22 protein-coding genes are annotated in these 24,236 nt (G+C 61.9%); 13 read left to right on the forward strand and 9 right to left on the reverse strand.

Annotated features, from left to right (window positions below):
* Nucleotides 1–215 precede the first annotated feature (215 nt).
* Nucleotides 216–677 (forward strand): hypothetical protein, encoded by a 462-nt coding sequence (locus JKL48_RS12570; RefSeq protein WP_201982909.1) that lies wholly within the window; start codon nt 216–218, stop codon nt 675–677.
* An 84-nt stretch (nt 678–761) separates the two neighbouring features.
* On the opposite strand, the gene JKL48_RS12575 is transcribed toward JKL48_RS12570, so the two are convergent.
* The gene (locus tag JKL48_RS12575; protein WP_201982911.1) at nt 762–2,252 is read right to left on the reverse strand and encodes a nicotinate phosphoribosyltransferase; all 1,491 of its coding nucleotides are present in this window, start codon (nt 2,250–2,252) and stop codon (nt 762–764) included.
* An 87-nt stretch (nt 2,253–2,339) separates the two neighbouring features.
* On the opposite strand from JKL48_RS12575, the gene JKL48_RS12580 reads away from it, so the two are divergent.
* Nucleotides 2,340–3,056 carry a DUF1345 domain-containing protein gene (locus tag JKL48_RS12580; protein WP_201982914.1) on the forward strand — a complete coding sequence of 239 codons (717 nt, stop codon included), beginning with the start codon at nt 2,340–2,342 and terminating at the stop codon, nt 3,054–3,056.
* A gap of 330 nt (nt 3,057–3,386) precedes the next feature.
* Here the strand turns inward: JKL48_RS12580 and JKL48_RS12585 are convergent, their stop codons facing one another.
* Nucleotides 3,387–4,046, reverse strand: coding sequence for a response regulator (locus JKL48_RS12585; protein WP_201982916.1), 660 nt, complete (start codon nt 4,044–4,046; stop codon nt 3,387–3,389).
* A 271-nt stretch (nt 4,047–4,317) separates the two neighbouring features.
* Here JKL48_RS12585 and JKL48_RS12590 point away from each other — a divergent pair, with 271 nt between their 5' ends.
* Complete coding sequence (locus tag JKL48_RS12590) at nt 4,318–4,968, forward strand: LuxR C-terminal-related transcriptional regulator (RefSeq protein ID WP_201982919.1); 651 nt, start codon at nt 4,318–4,320, stop codon at nt 4,966–4,968.
* A 29-nt stretch (nt 4,969–4,997) separates the two neighbouring features.
* Here JKL48_RS12590 and JKL48_RS12595 read toward each other — a convergent pair whose 3' ends face one another.
* Nucleotides 4,998–5,507: a KdsC family phosphatase gene (locus JKL48_RS12595; protein WP_201982921.1), complete on the reverse strand. Its 510-nt coding sequence runs from the start codon at nt 5,505–5,507 to the stop codon at nt 4,998–5,000.
* 171 nt (nt 5,508–5,678) lie between these two features.
* On the opposite strand from JKL48_RS12595, the gene JKL48_RS12600 reads away from it, so the two are divergent.
* The 3 genes from JKL48_RS12600 (at nt 5,679) to JKL48_RS12610 (ending at nt 7,754) form a co-directional block, all read left to right on the forward strand.
* Nucleotides 5,679–6,623 carry a Cif family virulence factor gene (locus JKL48_RS12600; protein WP_201982924.1) on the forward strand — a complete coding sequence of 315 codons (945 nt, stop codon included), beginning with the start codon at nt 5,679–5,681 and terminating at the stop codon, nt 6,621–6,623.
* Nucleotides 6,624–6,908: 285 nt separating this feature from the next.
* Nucleotides 6,909–7,487: a sigma-70 family RNA polymerase sigma factor gene (locus JKL48_RS12605; protein ID WP_201982928.1), complete on the forward strand. Its 579-nt coding sequence runs from the start codon at nt 6,909–6,911 to the stop codon at nt 7,485–7,487.
* A gap of 9 nt (nt 7,488–7,496) precedes the next feature.
* On the forward strand, nt 7,497–7,754 hold the full coding sequence (locus tag JKL48_RS12610) for an anti-sigma factor family protein (RefSeq protein WP_201982930.1): 258 nt from the start codon (nt 7,497–7,499) through the stop codon (nt 7,752–7,754).
* Between the two features lie 199 nt (nt 7,755–7,953).
* Here JKL48_RS12610 and JKL48_RS12615 read toward each other — a convergent pair whose 3' ends face one another.
* From JKL48_RS12615 to JKL48_RS12625, 3 genes are all read right to left on the reverse strand, one after another.
* Nucleotides 7,954–8,280, reverse strand: coding sequence for a 2Fe-2S iron-sulfur cluster-binding protein (locus JKL48_RS12615; RefSeq protein WP_201982932.1), 327 nt, complete (start codon nt 8,278–8,280; stop codon nt 7,954–7,956).
* A gap of 137 nt (nt 8,281–8,417) precedes the next feature.
* Nucleotides 8,418–9,434, reverse strand: coding sequence for an NAD(P)/FAD-dependent oxidoreductase (locus tag JKL48_RS12620; protein WP_201982934.1), 1,017 nt, complete (start codon nt 9,432–9,434; stop codon nt 8,418–8,420).
* Between the two features lie 186 nt (nt 9,435–9,620).
* Complete coding sequence (locus tag JKL48_RS12625; protein ID WP_201982936.1) at nt 9,621–10,034, reverse strand: hypothetical protein; 414 nt, start codon at nt 10,032–10,034, stop codon at nt 9,621–9,623.
* 357 nt (nt 10,035–10,391) lie between these two features.
* Between JKL48_RS12625 and JKL48_RS12630 the strand changes: the two genes are divergently transcribed.
* From JKL48_RS12630 to JKL48_RS12660, 7 genes are all read left to right on the forward strand, one after another.
* Nucleotides 10,392–11,729, forward strand: a complete 1,338-nt coding sequence (locus tag JKL48_RS12630; RefSeq protein WP_201982938.1) for a hypothetical protein — start codon at nt 10,392–10,394, stop codon at nt 11,727–11,729.
* Nucleotides 11,730–11,825: 96 nt separating this feature from the next.
* Entirely contained in the window at nt 11,826–12,236 is a 411-nt protein-coding gene (locus JKL48_RS12635; RefSeq protein WP_201982941.1) for a hypothetical protein, read from the forward strand.
* 164 nt (nt 12,237–12,400) lie between these two features.
* Nucleotides 12,401–13,882 (forward strand): hypothetical protein, encoded by a 1,482-nt coding sequence (locus JKL48_RS12640; RefSeq protein WP_201982944.1) that lies wholly within the window; start codon nt 12,401–12,403, stop codon nt 13,880–13,882.
* A 190-nt stretch (nt 13,883–14,072) separates the two neighbouring features.
* Nucleotides 14,073–17,480: an acetate and sugar kinases/Hsc70/actin family protein gene (locus JKL48_RS12645; RefSeq protein ID WP_201982946.1), complete on the forward strand. Its 3,408-nt coding sequence runs from the start codon at nt 14,073–14,075 to the stop codon at nt 17,478–17,480.
* A 136-nt stretch (nt 17,481–17,616) separates the two neighbouring features.
* A complete protein-coding gene (locus JKL48_RS12650; protein WP_201982948.1) occupies nt 17,617–18,564 on the forward strand; it encodes a hypothetical protein in 948 nt (315 codons plus the stop codon).
* 184 nt (nt 18,565–18,748) lie between these two features.
* Nucleotides 18,749–20,242, forward strand: coding sequence for a hypothetical protein (locus JKL48_RS12655; protein WP_201982950.1), 1,494 nt, complete (start codon nt 18,749–18,751; stop codon nt 20,240–20,242).
* A 140-nt stretch (nt 20,243–20,382) separates the two neighbouring features.
* On the forward strand, nt 20,383–21,042 hold the full coding sequence (locus tag JKL48_RS12660) for a hypothetical protein (RefSeq protein WP_201982952.1): 660 nt from the start codon (nt 20,383–20,385) through the stop codon (nt 21,040–21,042).
* Nucleotides 21,043–21,167: 125 nt separating this feature from the next.
* Here the strand turns inward: JKL48_RS12660 and mgrA are convergent, their stop codons facing one another.
* From mgrA to JKL48_RS23580, 3 genes are all read right to left on the reverse strand, one after another.
* The gene (mgrA, locus tag JKL48_RS12665; RefSeq protein ID WP_201982954.1) at nt 21,168–22,160 is read right to left on the reverse strand and encodes an L-glyceraldehyde 3-phosphate reductase; all 993 of its coding nucleotides are present in this window, start codon (nt 22,158–22,160) and stop codon (nt 21,168–21,170) included.
* A 153-nt stretch (nt 22,161–22,313) separates the two neighbouring features.
* Nucleotides 22,314–23,399: a class II fructose-bisphosphate aldolase gene (gene fbaA, locus JKL48_RS12670; RefSeq protein WP_201982956.1), complete on the reverse strand. Its 1,086-nt coding sequence runs from the start codon at nt 23,397–23,399 to the stop codon at nt 22,314–22,316.
* A 241-nt stretch (nt 23,400–23,640) separates the two neighbouring features.
* A complete protein-coding gene (locus JKL48_RS23580; RefSeq protein WP_201982958.1) occupies nt 23,641–24,213 on the reverse strand; it encodes a T9SS type A sorting domain-containing protein in 573 nt (190 codons plus the stop codon).
* Nucleotides 24,214–24,236: the final 23 nt, after the last annotated feature.

Raw genomic sequence — 24,236 nt, forward strand, 5'->3', positions numbered from 1 at the left:
AGCGGCTACGGGCAACGCCTTGGTCGCTCACGTTGGCCAATACACCTACAAAAAAAAGTATTCAACCGATGAAATATACCTGCTTCCGGGTATTGCGGAGTGTAAAAACACGCCAGATGTTTGTGGCTAACATTTCTGGAGCTCAGACACCAGCACAAACGAGGCGGCCCCGAAAAGCCTAACGAGTAGGACCCCAAACCCATTTTTTCCCATTTATGAATATCAAATCTATTCTCAACGCCGCCGCGCTCATTGTGGGGCTGGTCGGTATCTACTTCAAGTCCCAGTGGTGGGCTGGGGCCGACCTCCTGATATTGATTGGCTTTGGCTTGCTGCTGATTTCAACCGTGGCCTTCACCATCGGCGAAAACAAAGCCGCCGGCGTGCCCGATTCACTCAATTACCTGATGGTAGCCACTTTGGCAGTAGGCATTATCGGGGCTGTATTTAAAATGTGGCACTGGGCCGGTGGCAACCTGTTGGTGCTGGGCGTGTTGGTGTTGATGGCGGTGTTGAGCTTGATGCTGATTGTTTCCAAAGCCACGGTGACCAGTTCCCGGCAGTTTCTGGCCGTTGCATTCGTGTATTTCACCCTGACGTTTGCCGTGGTGGGCTTGGTCCGGCCTCGTGCCGCAACTGGCCAGTCGGTAGCCACAACAGAGGCCCCGGCCGAGTAAGTGACGTTTTTCAGTAAGTCAAGCACAAAAAAGCCCCGGCGCAACCAGCGTCGGGGCTTTATGTTTATTTTAATCGATACACCGCTACGCCGGCCGCACCGGCCGCTTTTCCAGAATGAGCTGGGTACGGTAGTCGTATAGCCCTTTTTCCAGGCCCACGGGGAAGGTGTGGGGGTTGAGGAAACGGCGAATGCTGGGGTCGAGGCTTTGCACCTCGCGCTGGGCGTGGGCGCGGCTTTCGGCCAGCGTGGGCAGCTCCAGCACGCGCTGGCCCCGGCGGAAAACGGGCTCCAGCAGCTCCCGGAATTTCGTTTCGGGCTTGATGGCCAGGCGGCGCGTCACGTCAAGCGGGTCCACGAGGATGAGCTGGTCGGGGAGGGGCTCGGCGGTATTGTAGAGCATGTCGGCGCGGGGCTTGCCGTACTCATTCAGGTAGCGGCGCACCTGCAAAATGCCCGGCACGCTGGTTTTAGCTACCTGCTCCGACAGCTTGATGGTAAAATCCCAACCCGAATTGTCGGCTTTGCGCAGCGCGGCCAGCTTGTACACGCCGCCCAGCGCCGCCTGGTTGTAGGCCGTCACGAGCTGCGTGCCCACGCCCCAGGTATCGATGCGGGCGCCCTGCTGCTTGAGGCTGGTGATGAGGTTTTCTTCCAAATCGTTGCTGGCCACAATGCGCGTTTCCGTAAAGCCGGCCTCGTCCAGCACGGCCCGCGCCTCGCGGCTGAGGTAGGCCAGGTCGCCCGAATCGAGTCGAATGCCGGCCAGCTCGTGGCCCTGGGCGCGCATTTCCCGCGCTACATGAATGGCCTGCCGCACGCCTTCCAGGGTGTCGTAAGTATCGACCAGAAAAACTGAGTCGTCGGGAAAAGCCTTCGCGTAAGCCGAAAACGCCTCAATCTCATTGGCAAACGACATCACCCAGCTGTGCGCGTGCGTGCCCCTCACCGGAATGCCGTAGCGCTGCCCGGCCAGCACGTTGCTGGTGGCATCGGCCCCGCCCAGAAAGGCCGCCCGGCTGGCCCCCAGCCCGCCATCGAAGCCCTGGGCGCGGCGCAGCCCAAACTCCAGCACCTGGTCCGAAGGGCCGGCCGCTTCCCGAATGCGGGCCGCCTTGGTGGCAATCAGGGTTTGGAAATTGATGAGCGTGAGCAGCGCCGTTTCCAGCAGCTGGGCTTGCAGCAGCGGGCCGCGCACCCGCAGCAGGGGCTCGTTGCCAAACACCACGGTGCCTTCGGCAATGGCGTCGATGTCGCAGGTGAATTTCAGCTGGCGCAGGTAGTCCAGAAACTCCACTGGGAACAGCGCGCCGCCCTTGCTGCCGCGCAGGCTGCCCAGGTAGGCCAGGTCGTCGTCGGAAAAGTGCAAGTTTTCGACCCAGTCCACGGCCAGGGCCAGGCCCGCCGCCACGGCGTAGCCCCCCGCGAACGGCGCTTTGCGGAAGTACAGGTGAAACACCGCTTCGCGGTCCTGCAGGCCCTGCTGCCAGTAGCCGTAGGCCATGGTGAGCTGGTAGAGGTCGGTGACGAGGGCGAGCGAGGGCGCGTAGAGGCCGGAAAGCGGAGCTGCATTCATAGAACGAAGTAACAGCCAAACGAGGTATTTGCTTACGGCCCGGCGGCCGGACCCGCATTGGTAGGGGTGCGCTACCTTGGCAGCCAAATGAGCAAATCGAAAACCAAAAGTGCCCTGCCGACAGGTTGGGCGCGGGCCATGGACGTGCGCTGGCGGCTGGCCATCGGCCTGATAATCGGGGTGGCGGCTGCGCTGCTGGCCCCGCACCTGCTGGGCCAGCTGGCCCGTGTGGTGGTGGGCTGGGTAGGCTTCGCCGCCGTCGACCTGGCCCTGATAATCCTGGCCATGTGGCAGGCCGACACCGACGACATCCGGCGCGTAGCCGCTTCCGAAGACCTGCCCCGCACCCAGGCCTTTGTGCTGGTGGTGGGCGCGGCCCTGGCCAGCCTGGGCGCGGTGGTGGGCCTGATGGGCTCGCTCAAAGGCATTTCGCAGGACCTGCGCGTGCTCCACGTGGCCTTGAGCGTGGCCGCCGTGGTGCTGGCCTGGACGCTGGTGCACCTCGTGTTCACGCTGCGCTACGCCCACACCTATTACGAGGCCGACCAAGAAACCGGCCACGACACCGGCGGCCTGGTATTTCCCGATGACCAGGGCAACGAAAATGGCCCAAAGCTGAAGCCCAACTACGTCGACTTTGCCTACTTCTCCTTCATCATCGGCATGACGGCCCAAACCGCCGACATCGGCATCGGCAACCGCGGGCTGCGCCGCACCGCCCTGCTGCACGGCCTCATCGCCTTCGTTTTCAACACGGTCATTGTGGCCCTCACCATCGGCACCATCGGCGGAATGCTGAATTAACGGTGAGGTGTGAGTGGTATGTTACAGCCGTTTCGAAGTCAGTGTACGTGCGGTCAGTAGCGCGAACTGTGTCGTTCGCGTGCCAGAACGAGCTAGCGTCGTGGGGACGCGAACGACACAGTTCGCGCTACGGTACACCAACCCCGACACCGCGCTAGATGTTACTCACACCTCACCACTAAGAAGCTGTTTGAGTTAGCTAAAAATTCAATGAAATGGTCATGCAGAGCGCAACGAAGCATCTTTACCGCAGTAGTAATCAGGTTTACTATTGCGGTAAAGATGCTTCGCTGCGCTCTGCATGACCGTTCTTATTAATTCAAACAGCCTCTAAGAAATGAGTCCCCGGCTCACGGCCAGCTTGATGAGGGCGGCAGTGTTTTTGGCCTGGGTTTTGGCGATGATGTTTTGGCGGTGGGTTTCGATGGTGCGCTTGCTGGTGAAGAGCTTATCGGAAATTTCGCCGTTGGTCAGGCCTTCGGCAATGAGCTTGAGCACCTCCAGCTCGCGGGCCGTGAGGTCGGCGCCGGTGTGGCCGCTGCCATCGAGGTCGGTGCCAATGCTACCCGACTGGGCCACGGCTTTGTAGAGCATGTTGAGGCCGATTTCGGTGCACAGAAACGGGTTGCCAGCGGCCACCGTCCGAATGGCGTAGGTGATTTCGCTGATGGCGGCGTTTTTGAGCACGTAGCCCTGGGCCCCGGCGTCGAACATGCGGGCCACGTAGTTTTCGTGGTCCAGCATGGTGAGCACCAGCACGCGCACCTCCGGAAAGCGGCGGCGCAGCTCGGGCACCGTGGCAAAGCCATCGAGCACCGGCATCTGCACGTCCATCAGCACCACCTCGGCGGTCGTATTCTCCAACATGGCCAGCACTTCGGCCCCGTTGCTGGCCTCGCCCACCACCTCCAGGTCGGCTTCTGCCGATAGCAATGCCCGAATGCCGTCGCGCAGGATGGTGTGGTCGTCAGCAAGTAAGATGCGAGTCATAGCGTATGAGAGGGGGAGGTGAACTAATCGAAACGGATGTTGGCAGACAAGGTTAGGGCATCCATGGTATACGGCGGAACCGACTCCGTATTTGTACGAAATCGGTGGTGGATGCCCTGCTTTTCCACGGGATTTATACTGTTTTTAGTAGCATTCTTATAGTTGAGCTTGTCGAGAAGAGTAGTTTCGGGTTGGGTAAAATCAGAATTTTGCATCTCCTTCCAAAAATTCGATATCTTTCGTTTCCGCCAGTTCGCTCCCTTTTGCCACTATGATTCGAGTGCTACTCACCGCCAGCGATACCCCGATGCGCGAGGCCCTGCGCCACGGACTGGAAGCAGCGCCAGGGCTGGAGGTGGTGGGCGAAGCCGGCACTGGCGACGAACTGCTGGCCCAACTGGCCAGCGCCACGCCCACCGTGGTACTGTTTGACTTGGCCCTGCCCGGCCCCGATGCCTTTGCCGTGCTCTCGGCCTTGCGCGAGCAAGACCCGCAGCTGCGGATACTGGCCCACAGCGACCTCACCAACGAGCACTACGTGGCCCGCGCCCTGGACCTGGGTGCCCACGGCTACTTGCTAAAAAATGCGCGCCTCTCCGAACTCGTGCACGGCCTGCACACCGTGGCGGCGGGCCGGCCGTTTCTGTGCTCGACCATGGGCCTGGCACTGCTGGGGCGCCTCTACGCGGGCAGCCCGGTGGCCAGCGACGTAGCCCGCGCCGCCCTGGGCCTAAGCAAGCGCGAAATGGAAGTATTGGGCCTGGTGGCCGAAGGCCTGACCAACGCCGAAATCGCCCTCAAGCTGTTCACCAGCAAGCGCACCGTGGAAACCCACCGCCAGAACATCATGGACAAAACCCAGACCCGCAATACGGCCGCCCTCATCAAACTGGCTGTGCGTCAGGGGCTGCTGCCGGAATAAGGGTTGGCGAAGTGCTGCCTTGCAGCCGCTTAGGGCCTATTGCCCTGCTGCGCCGCAATGATGAACTCGGCCAGCTCTCGGAAGCAGCCGTGGCCACCAAAGGTTTGGCAATGAAAATCGGCCGCGGCCTGGGCAAACGACGTGGCATCGCCGGGGCAAGCCGACAGCCCCACCAGGCCCAAAATCTCCAAATCATTGGTGTCGTCGCCGATGAAGGCCACTTCCTCGGCGCTCAGGCCGGTGCGGGCCAAAATTCCGTGCAGGCAGGCCGATTTGTCTTTGATGCCCAGGTGCAGCTCTTCAATCTTCAGCTTGGCGGCGCGGGTGCGCACCGAGGGCGATACCTCGCCCGTCATGATGCCGGAGGCAATGCCGTGGTTGCGCAGCCGCTCCACGCCCATGCCGTCGCGGATGTTAAAACGCTTCATTTCCTCGCCACGCTCCGAATAGTACACGCCGCCGTCGGTGAGCACGCCGTCGCAGTCGGTGAGCACCAAGCGAATGCGGCGGGCGCGGGCGGTGAGTTCGGCTGATTTCATAAAAGAAAGAAAAAGCAAGAATTAAGCGAGTAGCAATACGCGTAAAAGTGGCCCAACAGGCCCAATACGGACGCAAGTACGGCACAGAACTACAAACGGTGATTTCTGTCGAAATTATAATTATACCAGCAAGCGTATCTTAGCAGGACCAACTATTGATGCTTGTTTCTTATGAATAGTAAGTTGTCTATCGGAATTATGCTCATGCTGGGGCTGCCGCTCGCAGCGCAGGCGCAGAAGTCCCGCGACGCGGTCATTGCCGCCGAACTGGCCTTTGCGGCCCAAGCCAAGCAGGAGGGAAGCAAAGCCGCCTTTCTGGCTTACAGCGCCCCCAACGCCTTTGTGGCCGACAACGGCACCCTGGCCAGTGCCCAGGAAATATGGACGGCCCGCCCCCCGCAGCCCAACAACTGCCTGGTGTGGTACCCGGTGCTGGCCGATGCGGCGCAATCCGGGGACCTGGGCTACACCACCGGCCCCTGGACCATGCTGCAGAGCGAGCGCCCCCAGGCCGCGGGCGAGTACGTAACGGTGTGGCGCAAGCAGCCCGATGGGCAGTGGAAATACGTGGTGGATATGGGCATTGCGCGCGTGGGCACGGCGCCGCCGCAGGCCAATTTGGTGCCAGGGCCGCACTTGGCCGCGGCCGTGGCTACCCCCAGCACCGCCCCCTCCAATATTTTGCTCGACCTGGACCGGAAGTTCGACGCGGCGGAACTGCTCAAGCCCGGCGCCACCTACCAGCAATACCTCAGCGAAGAAGTGCGCCTCTACCGCCCCGGCCTCTCGATGATGCACGGCCTGGCCGCCATGGCCAACATGAAAAACCTGGACCGGGGCTACCTCTTCACCCCCACCACCGGCTACCTGGCCGCGGCCGGCGACCTGGGCTACGTGGTGGGCACCCTGCACCGCGGCGGTGCCGGCACCAAGCGCCCCGAAGAAACCGGCAGCTACCTCCGCATCTGGCGGCGCGAAGCCGTGGCGGGCTGGCGCATGGTGGTCGAAATTTTTAACCTGACGCCGGATTCCATTCCTGTGGCCGCGCCAGCGCCTGCCCTAGGTGCGGCGAGCCCCGGAACGGTGGGCCAGCTGCCTGCCAAACGCGCCCAGTAACCTTCTTGGTAAGCAAAAGCATCGCCATCATGGTGCTTACCAAGCTCAGCCGAGCCAAGGCCTCGTTTGCTTGCAAATGGAGCCTTGGCTCGGCTTATACCTATACCCGCCTGCGGTTTTGGGCTCGTGAGGCAAGCGTGCAAGGAGCCGTGGTTGGTGGCGTTTGACCGCAACCAACACCGTGTGCTAAACCAGCCTTGTTATGAAAACGCTCTTGGCACCGAGCCCGCTTTAGTGAGAGAAGAGAAGCGTAATATTGCAGCGCGACCTTAGCAGCCGCTTCGCATGACCCCATCCATTCCCATTCCCGCGCAGTGGCCCGCCCGCTACGCCGACGAGCTGTACCGCTTTGCCCTCAGCCGCGTGAGTGATGCGAATGTGGCCGAAGAGCTGGTGCAGGAAACCTTCCTCAGTGCCCTCGACGGCTTGGCTACTTTCCGGGCCGAGGCGTCGGAACGGACGTGGCTGTTCGTGATTTTGCGCCGCAAAATCATCGACCACTACCGGCGCCAAGCCCGGGCCACGCAGGTCAGCCTCGACGAGCTAAGCGAGGGCGGCGCCACCGAAGCCGATTTCTTTAACCCTGAAAACGGCCACTGGACCGGCCCGCAGGCGCCCGCCAGCTGGCTCAACGCCGATGCCGCGCTGGAGCAGCAGGAACTGCACGACATCCTGCTGCGCTGCCAGCAGCGGCTGCCAGCGCAGCAAGGCGCCGTGTTTGCCCTGCGCTTCGTGGAGGAATTATCGGCCGAGGAAATTTGTCAGGAGCTGGGCCTGAGCCCGGCCAACTACTGGGTGATTGTGCACCGGGCCAAGCTCCAGCTGCGCCGCTGCCTCGAAAAACACGGCTTGGGCAAGAATTAACTGTTTGCAATGCTACGACTCATCAACTGCCAAAACGCTACCCTGCTGCTCGACCAACAGCCCGACCGTGCGCTGCCGTGGGGGCCGCGCGCCAGCCTGTGGCTGCACCTGCGCTACTGCCCCTATTGCAACCGCTACGCCAAGCAGACGGTGCTAATAGCCGAATGGGCCCGCGCCGCGGCCACCAGCCGGGCCCATTCCGACGCCACGCTGCCCGAAGCCGCCAAGGAGCGAATGCGGGCGCGGCTGGTCGAAGCGGGCGCGTAGCCGTCTGCCAACGCGCCTGTCATTGCGAGGCGTAGCCGAAGCAATCCGTCCTGTTGAAACCAGACCCGCTCTTTTACCAGAAAGCCCCGGCACTGCGCAGTGCCGGGGCTTTTTAGTGAACTCATCCCATGAATGGGCTGGTCGCTGAGAACAGGGCGGATTGCTTCGTCGTGCCTCCTCGCAATGACAGGGCCGGACCTTACGCGCCCGTGGGCGCCAGGCGCACCACCAGTCCGTCGGTGCGGGGCGTGAGGCGGATTTGGCAGCTCAGGCGGGAGCCTTCGTGCACCACGGGCAGGGTTTCGAGCATGTCGAGCTCGGCGTCTTCGGGCTCGGGGAGGGCAGGGCCGGCCAGCACCTCCACGTGGCAGGTGGCGCACAGGGCCATGCCCCCGCAGGTGGCCATGATGTCGTAGCCGCTGGCTTTCAGCAGCTCCATCAGGCTGAGGCCCATGTCGGTAGGGCCGACGAGCTCGGTGCGTTGGCCGGGCGCTTCTTCGACGTAAATGCGGATGTCGTTTTCCATGAAATGAGTTAGGTACTTGGAACAAGAGAACGTCATGCTGAGCGAAGTCGAAGCATCTCTACTGCATAAGTAAATGATTTTACTATTGCACGCGAGATACTTCGACTTCGCTCAGCATGACGTTCTGATTTACCAGCTTACATGCTGGGCGCCCCGTTTACGGTGGTGTACTTCAGCGTGTACTTCTTGTCGGGGAAAATGTATTTGAAGGCGCCCTGGCACATCAGCGCGGCCTCATGGAAGCCGCAGAGGATGAGCTTCAGCTTGCCGGGGTAGGTATTGATATCGCCGATGGCGAACACACCGGGCAGCGAAGTGCTGTAGTCGAGCGTGTCCACCTTCACGGCGTCATTCTCGATTTCCAGCCCCCACTCGCCAATGGGGCCGAGCTTGGGCGTGAGGCCGAAGAGCGGAATGAAGCAGTCGAGCGGCACGGTTTCGGCCTTGCCGTCGTTGCCGGTGATGGTGACTTCCTTCAGCTCGCCGTTGCCGTGCAGGTGCGTCACGTTGGAGCTGAGCACGAGCTTGATTTTACCGGCTTCGTGCAGCTTCTGCACTTTCTCGGCCGAGTCGGCGGCGCCGCGGAAGGTGGTGCCGCGGTGCACGAGCGTTACGTCGGACGCCACGTTGGCGAGGAAATTGGTCCAGTCGAGGGCCGAGTCGCCGCCGCCGGCGATGACAATTTTCTTGTCGCGGAAGTGCTCGGGGTCGCGCACCATGTAGTGCACGCCTTTGCCGCCTTCAAACTGCGTGAGATTTTCGACGGCCGGCTTGCGGGGCTCGAACGAGCCCAGGCCGCCGGCAATGGCCACGGCCTTGCAGTGGATTTCGGTGCCGTCGGTGGTGAAGAGCTGGAACGAGCCGTCTTCGAGCTTCTGGAACTGCTCCACCCGCTCGCCCAGCGTGAAAGTGGGGTGGAAGGGCTCAATCTGCTTCATCAGATTGTCGACCAGGTCGCCAGCCAGAATCTCGGGGAAGCCCGGGATGTCGTAAATCGGCTTCTTGGGGTAAATCTCGGAGAGCTGGCCGCCGGGCTGCGGCAGGGCATCAACAACGTGGCAGCGGAGCTTGAGCAAGCCCGCCTCAAACACTGCAAACAGACCGACCGGGCCGGCCCCGATAATGCAGATATCGGTGGAAATGGGAGTGGACATAGGGGTGAAAAGTGCCTTTAACCGGGCGTCGGCTTTGAAGCGGCCACAACGTAGGAGGCCGTTGGCGCAAAGGTACGGGTCGGGGTCGGGGCGGCCAACGCGGCCCCGGCTTATCCGGGCGTATAACAGCGCCGCCGCCGGAATCGTTGGCGGCGGGAAGCCCGAAAAAGGCCGGATTGGCCGGCGTCAGGCGGCCGTGCCGGTGCGGAGCTGCAGGGCGTCGAGAAACTGCGTGGCGTCCCAGATATCGAGGAAATACTCCACGGACATGGCCTGGCGGGTGGTCACGGCGTCGGTGTAGTGGCGGGTGGCCAGGCCGGGCACGTGCACTTCGGCCACCAGCTGCACGCCGCGCTGCACGATGAGCTGCTCGACGGTCTGAAACCCGCTGAGCAGGTCGGCCCCGTTCTCGCTCACCACCTGCATGTCGGTGAGAATGCAGAACCCAGGCTCGACTTCGGCCAGGGCCGCCCGCCAGTCGTCGCAGTAGTGCGGCAAGGTCGTGGCCGTCCGCATCTGCGCGAAATTCTGGTAGAAAATCCGATTCTGGGCACGGTCAACCGTGATTTGGTATTCGGCGCGGAGAGCAATAAGGTGCATAGCGGCACAGAACCTAGAAAAGACCAACAGCACAGTTCTCCCGCAATACTACTAAATAGTCGGGCTCAAAACGTGTTATCCGGCCTTCTAATAAACTGGCCTTGGCCGCAAACAGGCGTAAAACAATGATTTATAGTGATAAGCGAAGAAGTTTAAAAAAGTGTTATTTGATGAAAGGTAGCAACAGGCTGGCACTGTGCCGCCTGTCTGCGGCGGGCTCGTGGAAAAAGATTCCGGCGAGGCATCGGCCGTACTACGAATGCAGGGCGCGCGTTTAAAGGTGGTGGTTTCGGCCGTGGGGCATTTCGCTGCGTAATGCCTATACTTCGCCCCAAAACCTTGCCTAGCGTTTGCTCTATGCCGATTTCCGTTTCCGTGCCGATGCCCGTGCCGCATCTGTTTCGTCGTTTTCAGCTCGTCGGAGTGCTTTTGGGGGGGCTGTCGTTGCTGACTGCCTGCGGCTCGGAGCCCACCGAAACCACCGCCACCAAGCCCCCCAAAGGCGCCAAGCCTGTCGCCGAAGCACCCGCCGCCACCGAAGCCGCACCGCTGCACGTCAGCATCTTTCTGGAATATTCGGGCGGCATGAAGGGTTTCGTGCCCCGCGGCGGGGCCGACAAGCCCGCCACCGAGTTTCAGAAGCGCATTGGCGCGCTCATCACCGAAACGCAGGTGAACGGGGCCGTGGCCGACCGCAAGTACTACCTCTGCGAAAACGCCGCGCCGCGCCCCGTGAAATTTGAAGAGCTGCGCGACGTGGTGCAGGGCGAAGTGAGCCAGGCCGCCCTCGGCACCGAGCTGCCGCAGATGCTGGAAGGCATTCTCAACCGGCCCAAGGCGGGGGAGGAGGTGAGCGTGGTGATTTCGGACTTCATTTATGGCCCGGCCCGCAAGTCGGATTTTTCGCAGCTGCCGAACCTGATTCGCACGTCCATCGCGCCCGTGAGCCGGCAGCAGCTGGCCGTGGCGGTGTTCGGCGAAACCTCGCATTTCTACGGCAGCTACTTCCCGGCCGTGAAAACGCCCGTGCAGAAACGCACGCTCAACGGCGAAAAGGTGCCCTACTACGTGTGGGTGATTGGGCCGCCCGCGCAGGTGGCGCGCTACGCGGCCGAGGTGTTTCGGAACGCGCCGGCCCAGCAGGCGTTTTTTGGCTTGAAAACCAGCACGCCGGCCTTTGCGCCGCTGCTCACCAAGCTCACGGACCCGAAATTAAAGTCGAGCGGCGGCACGGTGTATGCCGAAAATAACGGCCTGACCCTGAACCCCTCCGACGACCCGGTGGACTTTTCGGTGGGGCTGGATTTGAAGGAATTGCCCGCCGCGTGGCAGCAGCCGGCATTTTTGGCCCAACATCTGCAAGTGCGCCTGCCCAACGGCCAGGCCAGCCTGCTGCCCAGCTCGGTGCGCCCGCTCACCGACGAGGAGCAGAGTGGCCAGCCGGTGCTGGCGCCCTACACCCACGTGGTGCGCCTGCGGGTGAGCAAGCTGGCGGCGCCCACGGCCACGCTCACCCTTTCCCTGCCCGCCCCGGAAACGCCGGATTGGGTGGCTGCCTGGAGCACGACCAACGACAATGCGCCCGCGCCGCGCACGTTCGGCCTCGACCAAATCCTGACCGGCGTCCGGCAGTCGTATCCAACTACCTTGCCCGCCGTATTCACGGTTCAGCTTCCGCTTAAAAACGATAAATAGTTGTTGGTTGCTCGTTGTCAGTTGTTAGTTCCAATCGACTTTCATCTGGCATCCCGCCTAACAACTGACAACAAACAACTGCCAACTAAACCCGCTATGCAAACCTTCTTCACCAGCCTGTATTCGGCTCTGATTTCCATCTTCCAAAGCCAGCGCCCGGCCGATTACGGCCTGTACAAAACCGACCTGTTTTCGCTCGTGGGTTGGAGCACGCTGGGCGTGAGCCTGCTGCTGGTGCTGGCGTTTTACTACGTGTTCAACTCGGCTTTGCGCACCGGCATGTTCCGCACGCCGCACTGGGCCCTCACGCTGGCACTAACTGCCGGCCTGGGCGTATTCCTCGCCAACAGCCTCAGCAAAGGCCACGGCGCGGAAGTGAGCAGCTACCTGGGCTATTTCATGGTGGTGAACATGCTGGTGGCGGCCCTGTGGTTTCTGCTTTTCTCGGTGCTGCTGAAGCGCTGGAGTACGTATGCGCGCACTACGCCGTTTGTGGGGCCGTTTTAGCGGTTCACCTCACCCCCGGCCCCTCTCCCGCGGAGAGGGGAGCCTGACGATTCTCAGGCTGGGCTTTGACAAATTATTTCCATCAATAACTTCACCCGCGCCGCCTCGGCTCCCCTCTCCGCGGGAGAGGGGCCGGGGGTGAGGTTCACCCGTCAGAACTAGCTATGTCCAAACTATTCATCTTTGCCGTGGGCGGCACCGGGGCCCGCGTGCTGCGCTCCCTCACCATGCTGCTGGCCTCGGGCGTGCGTATTCCCAACTGCGACCAAGTGGTGCCCGTCCTCATTGACCCCGACACCCAGAACGGCGACGTGACGCGCACCGTGGCCCTGCTCAAGCGCTACGCCCGCATCCACGAGGCGCTGTACGGCGACGGCCAGAAGGAAAAAACCGGCTTCTTCAGCCAGCCCATGAACACGCTGGCCCATCTTAACACCAGCGGGGGCGGCGAGGAGCTGCGCGACTCGTTCGTGTACGACTTCGGCGGCATCAGCCAGCCCTTCCGCGACTACCTGAAATACAACGACCTCTCGGTAGAAACCCAGGGTTTGGTCGATTTGCTTTTCACGCAGGACAGCCTCGCGGCCAATCTCGACGTGGGCTTCCGGGGCTCGCCCAACGTGGGCTCGGTGGTGCTGAATGCGGTGGTGCAATCCAAGGAAATGCGCTACCTCGCCCAAAGCCTGCAGGACGGCGACCGGGCGTTTTTCATTAGCTCGATTTTTGGCGGAACGGGCGCGGCCGGCTTCCCGCTGCTGGTGAAAAACCTGCGCGACGCGAATTCCCCGCTGGCCCACCCCGAAATCCGCCGTCGCCTCAAAGCCGGCGCGCTGGTGATGCTGCCCTACTTCAAGCTGCAGGACCCCTCGGCCGATGAGAAAGCCGGCGGCCAGGATTTTATCGACTCCAACACCTTCATCACGAAGACGAAAACGGCTCTTTCGTACTACGCCGACAACCTACAAGGGCTGGAGGCCCTGTACTACCTCGGCGACCAGCCCGGCCAGCCGCTGGCCAACCACCCCGGCCGCGCCGAGCAGCGCAATCAAGCCCACTTACTGGAGATGCTGGGCGCGCTGTCCATTCAGCACTTCATGGAAGTGCCCGACAATCAGCTTGACGGCAACCAGCCGCTCCACCACGAATACGGCCTGAAATCCGACAGCACCGACATCGACTTCGGCCAGCTGCCCAGCGATATGCGCCAGGAAGTGGCCCGTCCGCTCATCCAGCTGCACTACTTTGCTCGCTACTTCCTCAAGCACACGCCCGAGGATGCCAAAGCGCCCTACTACGAAGCCGGCGACATGGCCGCTCAGCTGCGCAACAACCGCGCCCTGCGTGAGCTGACGGACTTTTTTGGCGAATACAACGAGTGGCTGCGCGAGTTGGGCGTGAACCAGCGCCGCTACACTGCCATCCGCGCCGACGAAGCGGATTTCAACAAAATGGTGAGCGACAAAACGGTGGAAACCGGCATTTTCAGCAAGGGCATCACGCCGGGTTTCTTCCGCGACGAGCTAACCAAGGCCGTGGGCAAAGACACTTTGAAAAACCCGACGGAGAACGAGGCCTTGCGCTGGGTGGTGAAGGCATTTGAGGAGGCAACGGGCGAAATTCTGGACAAGAAGCTGCAATACTCCTAACGGAGGAACCTCACCCCCTGACCCCCTCTCCAAAAAAGAGGGGGCACCGGATAAGAAAAAGATGCCTGCAAAGGCACAATCAACAAACGAATAAACAGTAAACACCTGACGTCAGCGCATTGCCGGTGCCCCCTCTTTTTTGGAGAGGGGGTCAGGGGGTGAGGTTGACGTGAGGCCGAAAACAACCTTCATGGCTAAAATCCTGCGTTTGCACGACACCGGCTCCAGCACCCACGAGGGCTGGGGACCGACTGGTAAAATTGGCCCCCACGAAGTGGAGCGCCTGCTCGACCCGCAGGGCGGCCGCGCCGCCAAGGTGGCGGTTTCGATTCCCTCGCCCTTCGCCCGCATGCACCTGGTAGAGACCGCGCTGCGCTTCGTGACGCAGGGCGGTGCGGCCCAAGACTCAGTATATCATCAGCTGGTGAGCCACTTCTGGGACGTGTGGGAAATGGTGTTCAACTTCCACCAGCGCAAGCTGGCCAGCCAGCGCCTGCAAATCCGGGCTTGGCGCAAGGACGAGGAACTGGCCAAATTGCGCGCCAATCCCGCCACCCGCCCGTTGGCCGACGTGCTGGCCCTGTACCTCGACGGCCGATTCGCGAAGCTGACCGAGATGCACCTCATCTACTTCCCCGGTTCCAATGGTGTGCCGCAGCTTATCGGCGGCACCTCGCCGCTCACGCTGTTTTTCCCGGCCCCGAATGTGAAGCCGCTGCCGGTGCAGCGCCCGCAGGGTGGGGGCTATTATTTTGATAACCAATATGTGCCGCTGGCCAACCGCGAAGCCGCGTTCCGCGACTACGTGTACCAAGAGTTCGTGGGCGACCCGGCCCTGACGGCCATGGCGCCGCTGGTGCGCGACACCCTTGACCGTGGCCTACTGCAGAAGTGGGCCATGGACGGCACCGCCAGCCTCAGCAACTTCCCGGTGCTGACCGATGCCTCGAACAACCAGATTGACGTGGCCGGCGTGTTGCTGCGCGTGCGCCCCGACGAAGGCACCGTGCGCGGCTCCGACCTGTTCATCCGGCCTACGCGGGCGGGGGTGGCGGGGCCGCTGCCGATAGTGTTACGTCCGGGGCTGAAGGCCATTGGCAAGAAGTATTACAACGAAACGCTGTTTGCCGACAGCGGGGCCATTGTGCCGCTGACCGATGCCCGGCCACTAAAGGAACGCACGCTGCCCGGCCCGGAGCTGCCATATCCGTACCTCACGGTGAATGACTTGCTGGAGGAAACCCTGCTGGCCGTGCCCTACGAGGTTGACGAGGCCAAATTCTTCGTCGGCAACCTGAAAATCGCGCCCGGCTTCCGGCCCAGCAGCTGGCCGCTGCTGCCCATTAAGCCAGCTTATTTCGACTATTTCACCCAGCAGGATTTGGCCGAGCACCTCTCGCTGGAGCTGGAATCGGCTTGCATCCGGGTGCGGCTACGGGTGCCGGTGAGCGGTGGCGACTACGTGGATTACGAGCGCGCTTACTACGATAACCCGCAGGGCGAGGGCGTGGGCCGGCTGCGCGTGACCAACGTGGCGCTGTCGGTGTTCCCCTTCGTGAAAGTGGCCGATGCGCCGCAGTACAACGACTTCTACAAAGTCATGCTGGTGGATGCCAACAACATCGACCCCAGCATGGTGACCAAGAAAGTCGACCTGAAATTCTGGGCCAACGGCCACCAGCTCAGCGAAACCGGCACCGACCAGAGCGCCACCCGCTACGAGCGCACCCCCAAAACCAGCCAGGACGAGGGCAGCACTTACTTCGAGGTGCGCGGCACGCATTTCGACTACCTCGAAGTACTGAACCCGTCCCCGGCCGAGGGCCGCGCGCTCATCATCCCGCGCTGGCCCCAGGTGCGCCAGGGCACTAAGGAGTACCGTTTTGCCATCGACTTCGGCACCACGAACACCCACGTGGCCATGCAGGACAGCCCCGGTCAGGAGCCCAAGCCGTTCAGCTTCGGCCTGGCCGATACGCCGGTGGCCCTGTTGAAAAAGTCCACCGCCGAGCCCGACCGCACCGCCTACGAGCGCCTGTACCGCGGCATCGACGACGACCCGGCCAACTTCGTGCAAATCAAGCGCTGGCAGCAGTACCAGGAGCGTGAGTTCGTGCCCCCGATTATCGGGGCCGATAGCTCGCCCTACGCCTTCCCGGCCCGCACCGCCACCTACGAGGCGGCCAACTACGCCACCCAGGAGCTGAGCGTGCTCGGCAATATCAACGTGGCTTTCGGCATCATCACCGAGGAGCAGCGCCGGCCGAACTACCACACCAACCTGAAGTGGGATAACTCGCTCAACATCGCCAACACCAACCGCGTGCGGGCGTTTTTCAAGGAAATCCTGCTGCTGTGCCGCGCCAAAGTGGCCCTGAACGGCGGCAACCTCGCGGCCACCCAAATTACTTGGTTTGCCCCGCTGAGCTTTTCGACCTACCAGCGCAACCTGTATCAGCGCGAATGGGATACGCTGTTCCATGACGTGTTCAAAACGACCAACTCCATGCCCTGCATGGTAGAGTCGACCGCGCCGTATTATTACCTCACCCGGCGCAACATCGTGACGCTGGGACCGGGTGAAAACGCGGCCTTCATCGACATCGGCGGCGGCACTACCGACGTGCTGCTCTACGCCGACCGCAAGCCGGTGCTGAGCACTTCGTTCCGCTTCGCCGGCAATGACCTGTGGGGCGATGGCGGGGCCGAGGTGCGCGGCTCGAAGGACAACGGCCTCGTGCGCTTTGGCGTGGCCGGCGTGCAGAGCGCGGTGCTGAGCCCCGCCGCCCGCCGGGCGCGGGAATACGTGCTGGTGGCCGAAGGAACCGACAATTTCGGCTCCGAGGACGTGGCCAGCTTCCTGTTCAACTACGACCAGCTGCTGGGTTTCAGCGAGCGACTGCTGCGGGCCGGGCACCTGCGCGTGCTGTTCTACCTGCACTTTGGGGCGCTGATTTACCACGTGGCGCAGGTGACGGTGGCCAACGGCCAGCAGCTGCCGCGCTACCTGTGCTTCACGGGGCGCGGCAGCCTTTATGTGCGCCTGCTGGCGGCTGGGTCCAACCTGCAGCCGGTGGAGAAGCTGGCCCGCCTCATCATGGAAAAAGCAACCGGACAGACTGTGCCGGCCGATTTCCGCATCAAGCTGGCCGACGACCCCAAGCAAACCACCGCCAACGGCGGCGTGCTCGCCACCGGCCAGATTCCGCAGGACCCGCCCATGGTTCGGCCCGTGGGCGTGCTTCCCGACCCCGAGAACCCGCTAGCCGACAAAGGCGAGCACCACCTCGAAGCCGCGGCCGTAACCGACGAAATCAAGCAAGCGGTGCTGGCCAACGCCCGCGCCTGCCTCAAGCTGCTGCTTGAAGACCCCGAGCTGAAGCGCGTGCAGGCCGACCTGGGTGTGAAAAACGACCCCGGCCTGGTGATGAATACGCTGGAGCGCAGCCTCGGCGACTCGTTCAACCTCTATCGCCAGCAGTACGCCGACGTGCTCCGCGACGGCGATACCGTGCCCGAAACGCTGTTCTTCCTGCCGTTCAAAAACGCACTGTATGAGCTATCCAAGGTGCTTCATGACGCGCAGCCGCTCAATTAGCCGTTTGGGCTGGCGGGGGCTGCTGCTCCTGCTGGCCCTTGCGGGTAGTCCGGGGTTGCGGGCGCAAACCGATTCCCAATCGGGCCCCCCGCCGACGCTTGGTCCGGCTCAGCCAGCTGCGCCAGCCGATTCGGGGATGGCAGCGCCCGGGTCGGTGGCCGCGGCGCCTTCGTCGAACTGGCCGCTGGTGTTGGGCGTGCTGGGCGGCATTGCGCTGGGCGTACTGGGCGCGCGGCTATGGTCGCGCAGTTCTAAGCCGAAGCGACGCCACCGCTCGGTCTCCGGACAGGAGTTGCCATCCGATGAGGCGGCTTTTCCGCTGGCCGAACCGGTCCGCAAAAAGGCGGAAAACGTGCCCCGCACCCCGGCCGAAACGCCCGCTGGTGTTCCGCCAGAGCCAGCCGCCAAGGCGCCCAAGGTGCAGTCGATGCGCCAGGCGCAAGGCACGCCGCCAGCTCCTCGAACGCCGGAGAAACAGGCCCGCGACGATAAAAAGAAGAAGCCTAATATCAATTCCAGGACCACGCCGCCCACCGAGCGCGCGTCGTCCTGGCCCACCATTGCTCCCCGTTCCGCCGCTATGAATCCGACTATTCCCAACCCCGGCGAAGAACCTTTGGAACCCGGCCAAACCGTTGAGTGGGCCGCGCCCACGTCTACGCCGCCCGCTATTCAGGAGCTGATTGAAGCCAGCGCTTCAGCAGCGGCCGACGTTTCGGCAGAAACTTCGGCCGCTGCTGAAGCGACTATTGTGCCCAACAACGGCCCGTTGCACTACTACGCCCCGGCCCCCGACGTGCCCAGCATCGAGCACCGCAAGCTCAGCCCCAACCCGCTGCCACAGATGCCGCTGCTCATCACACTGCCGCACTCGGAGGCCACCACGGCGCAGTTTTCGTTCAGCCCGCAGGCCGACCAGTCGCGCATCATCGGCAACGGGGTGCGGGAGTTGAAGGAGTTTTTTCAGTTTGAGCTGCCCCCCACCGAGCAGTTTACCACCATCAAAAACCTGACGGCCGGCAAGCTGGAAAAGCGCGACGATGCCTGGCATGTGGTGCAGAAAGCGGGCATTGCGCTGAGCTAGGTACATTGGACGATATCAGTAAAGCGTCATGCAGAGCGCAGCGAAGCATCTCGCGTGAGGCGGTAATTCTTTCAATTGAGTTACCACCACACGCGAGATGCTTCGCTGCGCTCTGCATGACGTTCCTCTTTGCTCAACGGGGAGACGCAAGTATGCATCTCTACCTTCGCAGTAAATCGAAGCTATGCTCTTAATCGAAATCCTTCTTATCCTGGCGCTGGTGGCGTGGCAGGCGGTGGTATTCCTCCGCAACCGCCAGCTTATCGGGCGCATTCTGGGCATGTACCCGGCGGCGGGCGCGGTGGGCGTGCAGCCCATTCCCTACACCGCCGCGCAGCCCGAGAAAAACTTTGAGGTGCAGTACGATGCGCTCATCACGAACGGGGCCTCGTCGGAGTTTGGCCAAATCATTACCGACACCAACGAATACCTGCTGAACAACCGCGGCGCGGCCGCCGATTTTGGCATTCTGAAAGACATTTCCGAGCGCCACGCCGAGGCGTTGGACGACGAGATTCAGGCCCAGATAACGACGCCGCTGTATTTGGGGCTGTTGGGTACTTTCACGGGCGCCATCATCGGGCTGGTGGCGCTGGTGGGCAATCCGTTTGCTGACGCGGCGGCCAACCCGAACACCGACACTTCGTTCAGCAACAACGACGTGCAGCACTTCCTCGGCGGGGTGCTCATTGCCATGATTGGCAGCCTGTTCGGCCTGGCTTTCACGCTGGCCGGCAACCAGCTGCTGAAGCAGGCCCGCGCCGTGCGCGACCGCCAGAAAAACGCCTACTACACCTTCCTGCAAAAGGCCCTGCTGCCCAAGCTGAACTCCGACATGCAGGCCGGCATGAGCAACCTGAAGGCGGTGCTCGATACCTTCAACGCCGAGTTTTTCAGCCAGATTCAGAACGATTTTTTCAGCAAGATTCACGAGTTTACGCCGCTCATCGCCAGCATTACGGAGAACGTGAGCGTGCAGAAGCGCTTCCTGGAGCAGCTGGAGAAAATTGGCTACTCGGAGTTGGCCAACGCCACCATCAAGGTGTTCGACCGGGTGGATGAAAGTGCCCAGACGTTTGACAAATTTCTGGGCTACCAGCAGGCACTGAATACCACCGTGGTACACAGCAATGAGGCCGCCCAAACCATTGGCGCGCTGCTCAACCGCCTCACCGCCCTGGAGCAGGGCTTGGCCAGCGTGCCGCAGTACCTGCAGCAGCACGACGATGCGCTGCGCCAGCAGGTGGCTTTTTTCAGCCAGCACGGCAAGCTGCTGGTCGACCTGGGCGCCCAAATCCGCCAGGGCGTGAGCGAGGGCGTGCACCGCATGGATGCCGAGCTCGACGGCCGCCTGCAGGAGCTGCAGAAGGAAGCCAGCGCCGCCCACGAGCAGTGGCAGCAGCATTTCCGCCGCCTCAACCAAGACAACATCTACCAGAAAATCACCGAGTACCTCAACCCCTTCACCCAGCTCCCGGCCCAGCAAAAGGACCTCAACGTGCTGCAGGAGCGCCAGGCCAATCTGGCCGCCCAAGCCATGCAGCGCATGGAGGCCCGGCTCCTGGCCGATGCGCAGCTGCAGCAGGAGCTGCTGAAACAGGTCGACCGGACCAACAAGGTGCTGGAGGAAATTACCAAGCCCAACTGGTTTCAGCGGAATATTCTGGGCAAGAAGTAGCGTGGAAGAGTTGCAAAAAAGTACGTCATGCTGAGCGAAGCCGAAGCATCTCGCGTACCACCACTACTCAATAATGCTTCAACGATTGAATTACTATCCCATGCGAGATGCTTCGGCTGCGCTCAGCATGACGTTCTGATATGAAAGAAAGCAAGGACTTTTTCTGGCCCAGCTACGTGGACCTCATGACGGCCTTGTTCCTCATCATGCTCGTGCTGTTCGTGCTGGGTTTCAAGCGGGCCAACGACAAGCAGCGCGACAACGAGCGCCTGATTTCGGAGCTGAAAGTGCAGGTGCAGGAAAAGCGCAAGCTCGATGAAATCAAAGCTGCGCTCAAGCGCCTCGAAAGCAATTATTTCGAGTACAACGCCACTTACAAGCGCTACGAGCTGAAATTCCCCGTCACCTTCGCGCCCAAGAGCGACGTGCTGCCCTACGAGGCCCAAACGCCGCTGGTGAAAGCCGGACGCTTCCTGCTGAGTGAGATGCAGTCGATAAAAAACGATGATAACGTGCAGTACCTCATTGTGGTAGAGGGGCGCGCCGCCAAAGACCTGCGCTACCCCGCCAACGACCCGCACAACCTCGACGGCCCCGCCGTGCGCCAGCTCAGCTATAGCCGCGCCCTGAGCGTGATTCGCCTCTGGGAGCAGGCCGGGCTTCATTTCCCCGCCAACCTGGAAGTGGTGGCGGCGGGTAGCGGCTTCCGCGGCGCCGGCCGCTACACCGGCAGCCAGGAGGCGCTCAACAAGCGCTTCATCATTCAGATTCAGCCCAAGATTGGGTCGATTGGGAAGTAGCGTTTTAGATAAAAAAGCCCGTCATGCAGAGCGCAGCGAAGCATCTTTACCACAGTAGTAATTATTTACTGGTGGTGGTAAAGATGCTTCGCTGCGCTCTGCATGACGGGCTTTTCTGCCCTTTGCTACCCGCGCAAAACCCCTTCAATTCCCGCCAGTTCCTCCGCGCCAAACGCCAGATTCTCCAGACAGCGCAGTGAGTCATCCAGTTGCTCGGGCTTGCTGGCGCCGATGAGCACCGACGTGACCCGCTCATCCTTCAGCAGCCAAGAAAGAGCCATTTGGGCGAGGCTTTGGTTGCGGGTTTGAGCGAGGTCGTTGAGGCGACGAACTTGCGAAAGGCGTTCGGGGGTGAGGTTGCTTTCCTTCAGGAAGCCCACGCCTTTGGCCACGCGCGAGTCTTCGGGGATGCCGTGCAGGTATTTGTTGGTGAGCAGGCCCTGGGCCAGGGGCGAGAAGGGGATGCAGCCCACGCCTTCCTCGCCCAGCAGGTCGAGCAGGCCGTCTTCCACCCAGCGCTCAAACATCGAATACTTGGGCTGGTGGATGAGGCAGGGCGTGCCCAGCGCGCGCAAGATGCGGAAAGCTTCGGCCGCCTCGGCGGGGCGGTAGTTGCTCAGGCCCACGTACAGGGCTTTGCCCTGGCGCACAATCAGGTCGAGGGCGGCCATGGTTTCGGCCAGGGGCGTGTCGGGGTCGGGGCGGTGGTGGTAGAAGATGTCGACGTACTCCAGGCCCATGCGCTGCAGGCTCTGGTCGAGGCTGGAAACCAGGTACTTCTTCGAGCCCCAGTCGCCGTAGGGGCCGTCCCACATGGTGTAGCCGGCCTTGCTCGAAATGATGAGCTCGTCGCGGTGGGCGGCGAAGTCTTCGCGCAAAATGCGGCCGAAGTTTGTTTCGGCCGAGCCGGGGGGCGGGCCGTAGTTGTTGGCGAGGTCGAAGTGCGTGATGCCCCGGTCGAAGGCCCGGTGCAGGATGGCGCGGCTGTTTTCGAGCACGTCCACGCCGCCGAAGTTGTGCCACAGGCCGAGCGAGAGGGCCGGCAGTTTCAGGCCGCTGCGGCCGCAACGGCGATAGGTCATTTCCTGGTAGCGGGTGGGGGCGGGCTGGTAAGGCATGGTTAGGGGAAATGGAATAGAGCGTAATAAAAGAACGTCATGCTGAGCGCAGCCGAAGCATCTCTACCGCGCAAGTAATTCATTTGCTATTGCGGTAGAGATGCTTCGGCTGCGCTCAGCATGACGTTCTTACTTTTTCCCGTAAGCGAAAAACTAGTAGCGGCGGTTCACGCAGTTCAGGTCCTCGAAGGCCTGCTTGAGGCGCGCCACGAAGGTTTCTTCGCCCTTGCGCAGCCACACGCGCGGGTCGTAGTACTTCTTGTTGGGCGAGTCGGCGCCGGTGGGGTTGCCAATCTGGCCCTGCAGGAAGCCTTCGTTCTTCACGTAGTAGTCCTTGATGCCTTCCCAGAACGCCCACTGCAGGTCGGTATCAATGTTCATCTTAATGGCGCCGTAGCTGATGGCCTCGCGGATTTCCTCCTGCGACGAGCCCGAGCCGCCGTGGAACACGAAGTCAATCGGCAGGGCCTCCGTAATGTTGTGCTTCTGGCGCAGGAACTCCTGCGAGTTGTGCAGAATCTTGGGCTGCAGCTTCACGTTGCCGGGCTTGTACACGCCGTGCACGTTGCCGAACGCGGCCGCGATGGTGAAGCGCGGGCTGATTTCGCTCAGCTGCTCGTAAGCGAAGGCCACTTCCTCGGGCTGGGTGTAGAGCTTGCTGGAATCCACGTCGGAGTTGTCCACGCCGTCTTCCTCGCCGCCGGTCACGCCGAGCTCAATCTCCAGCGTCATGCCGATTTTGGCCATGCGCTCGAGGTAGCGCTTGCAGATTTCGATGTTCTCCTCAATTGGCTCTTCCGACAAGTCGAGCATGTGCGAGCTGTAGAGCGGCTGGCCGTGCTGGGCGTAGTATTTCTCGCCGGCATCGAGCAGGCCGTCAATCCAAGGCAGGAGCTTTTTGGCGGCGTGGTCGGTGTGCAGCACCACGGGCACGTCGTAGAGGGCGGCCATCTGGTGCACGTGGTAGGCGCCCGAAATGCCGCCCGCGATACTGGCCTGCTGCTTGTCGTTGGGCACCGATTTGCCGGCGAAGAACTGCGCGCCGCCGTTCGAGAACTGCACCATCACCGGCGAGTTCAGGGCTTTGGCGGCTTCGAGCACGCCGTTCACGGTGTTGGTGCCGGTCACGTTCACGGCGGGCAGGGCGTAGCCGTGGGCTTTGGCGTGTTTGAAAAGCGCCTGCACTTCGTCGCCGTGCAGCACACCGGCGCGCAGGCCGGTCAGGGTTTGTTCAGCCATAAAAAGGAAATGGTGCGGCAGGGCCGCGGTGGGAAGTGAAAGCGGAAGCGAGGCGAGACTGCCCAGGGCAGGCACTCCGGCAGCAAAGTACGGCCGCCGCCGCTTATCCTGAAAGGGTTGGGCCAAACGAATGGCCCCGACTGTCGCAGCAAGGCCTTATGATGAAGAAAAAAAAGAGGTTGACCGCAGTCGCAGTCAACCTCCACACGGTGCTTCTATGCGCATATGCGCAACACTGCCGCTATTTGGCCGTCATGGTGCGGCGAAGCCGGTACACGCCGTGCCGGTTGCTCACCTGCAACTGGTAGATGTAGTCGCCGCTGGGCAGGTCCAGGCCCCGGAAATTCAAGGTGATGCGGTGTTCGCCGGCGCTCATGCCTTTGCGCACCACGCTGGCCACTTTGCGGCTGAGCGGGTCGTATATAGTGAGCTGCACATCGGCTGCATTGGCCAGCACGAAGGGGACGGTGGTTTCGTCGGTATAGGGGTTCGGATAGTTCTGCCCCATCGTAAACTGGCCGCCGGTTTCACGCTCGAGGGGAAGTGAGCCGCCGGGTTCGCTGGAGTCGCCGATGACGTTGGGCGAAATAGCACAGCCGCTGCTGACCTCCGTCGCGTTGCGGCTGGCAGGTGTGAACGAGCGGTCTAAAAAAGCCTGCGCGTCGCGGAATGCCGACGGGTCGGTATCATACATTTGGTGTGGCGAGCTTTGGGAACGAGGGGCATCGGAAGTGGCCAAGGGAGCGAAAGCTAAAAAGTTGGGCACGGCAAGGTATAAATCGTCGACCAGCACGGCCGTGTCTTCCGTTGCCACGAGTTCGATAGCGGCAGAAAGGC

Origin of the sequence: Hymenobacter rubidus (assembly GCF_016734815.1) — a bacterium.
GTDB classification, from domain to species: Bacteria; Bacteroidota; Bacteroidia; order Cytophagales; family Hymenobacteraceae; genus Hymenobacter; species Hymenobacter rubidus.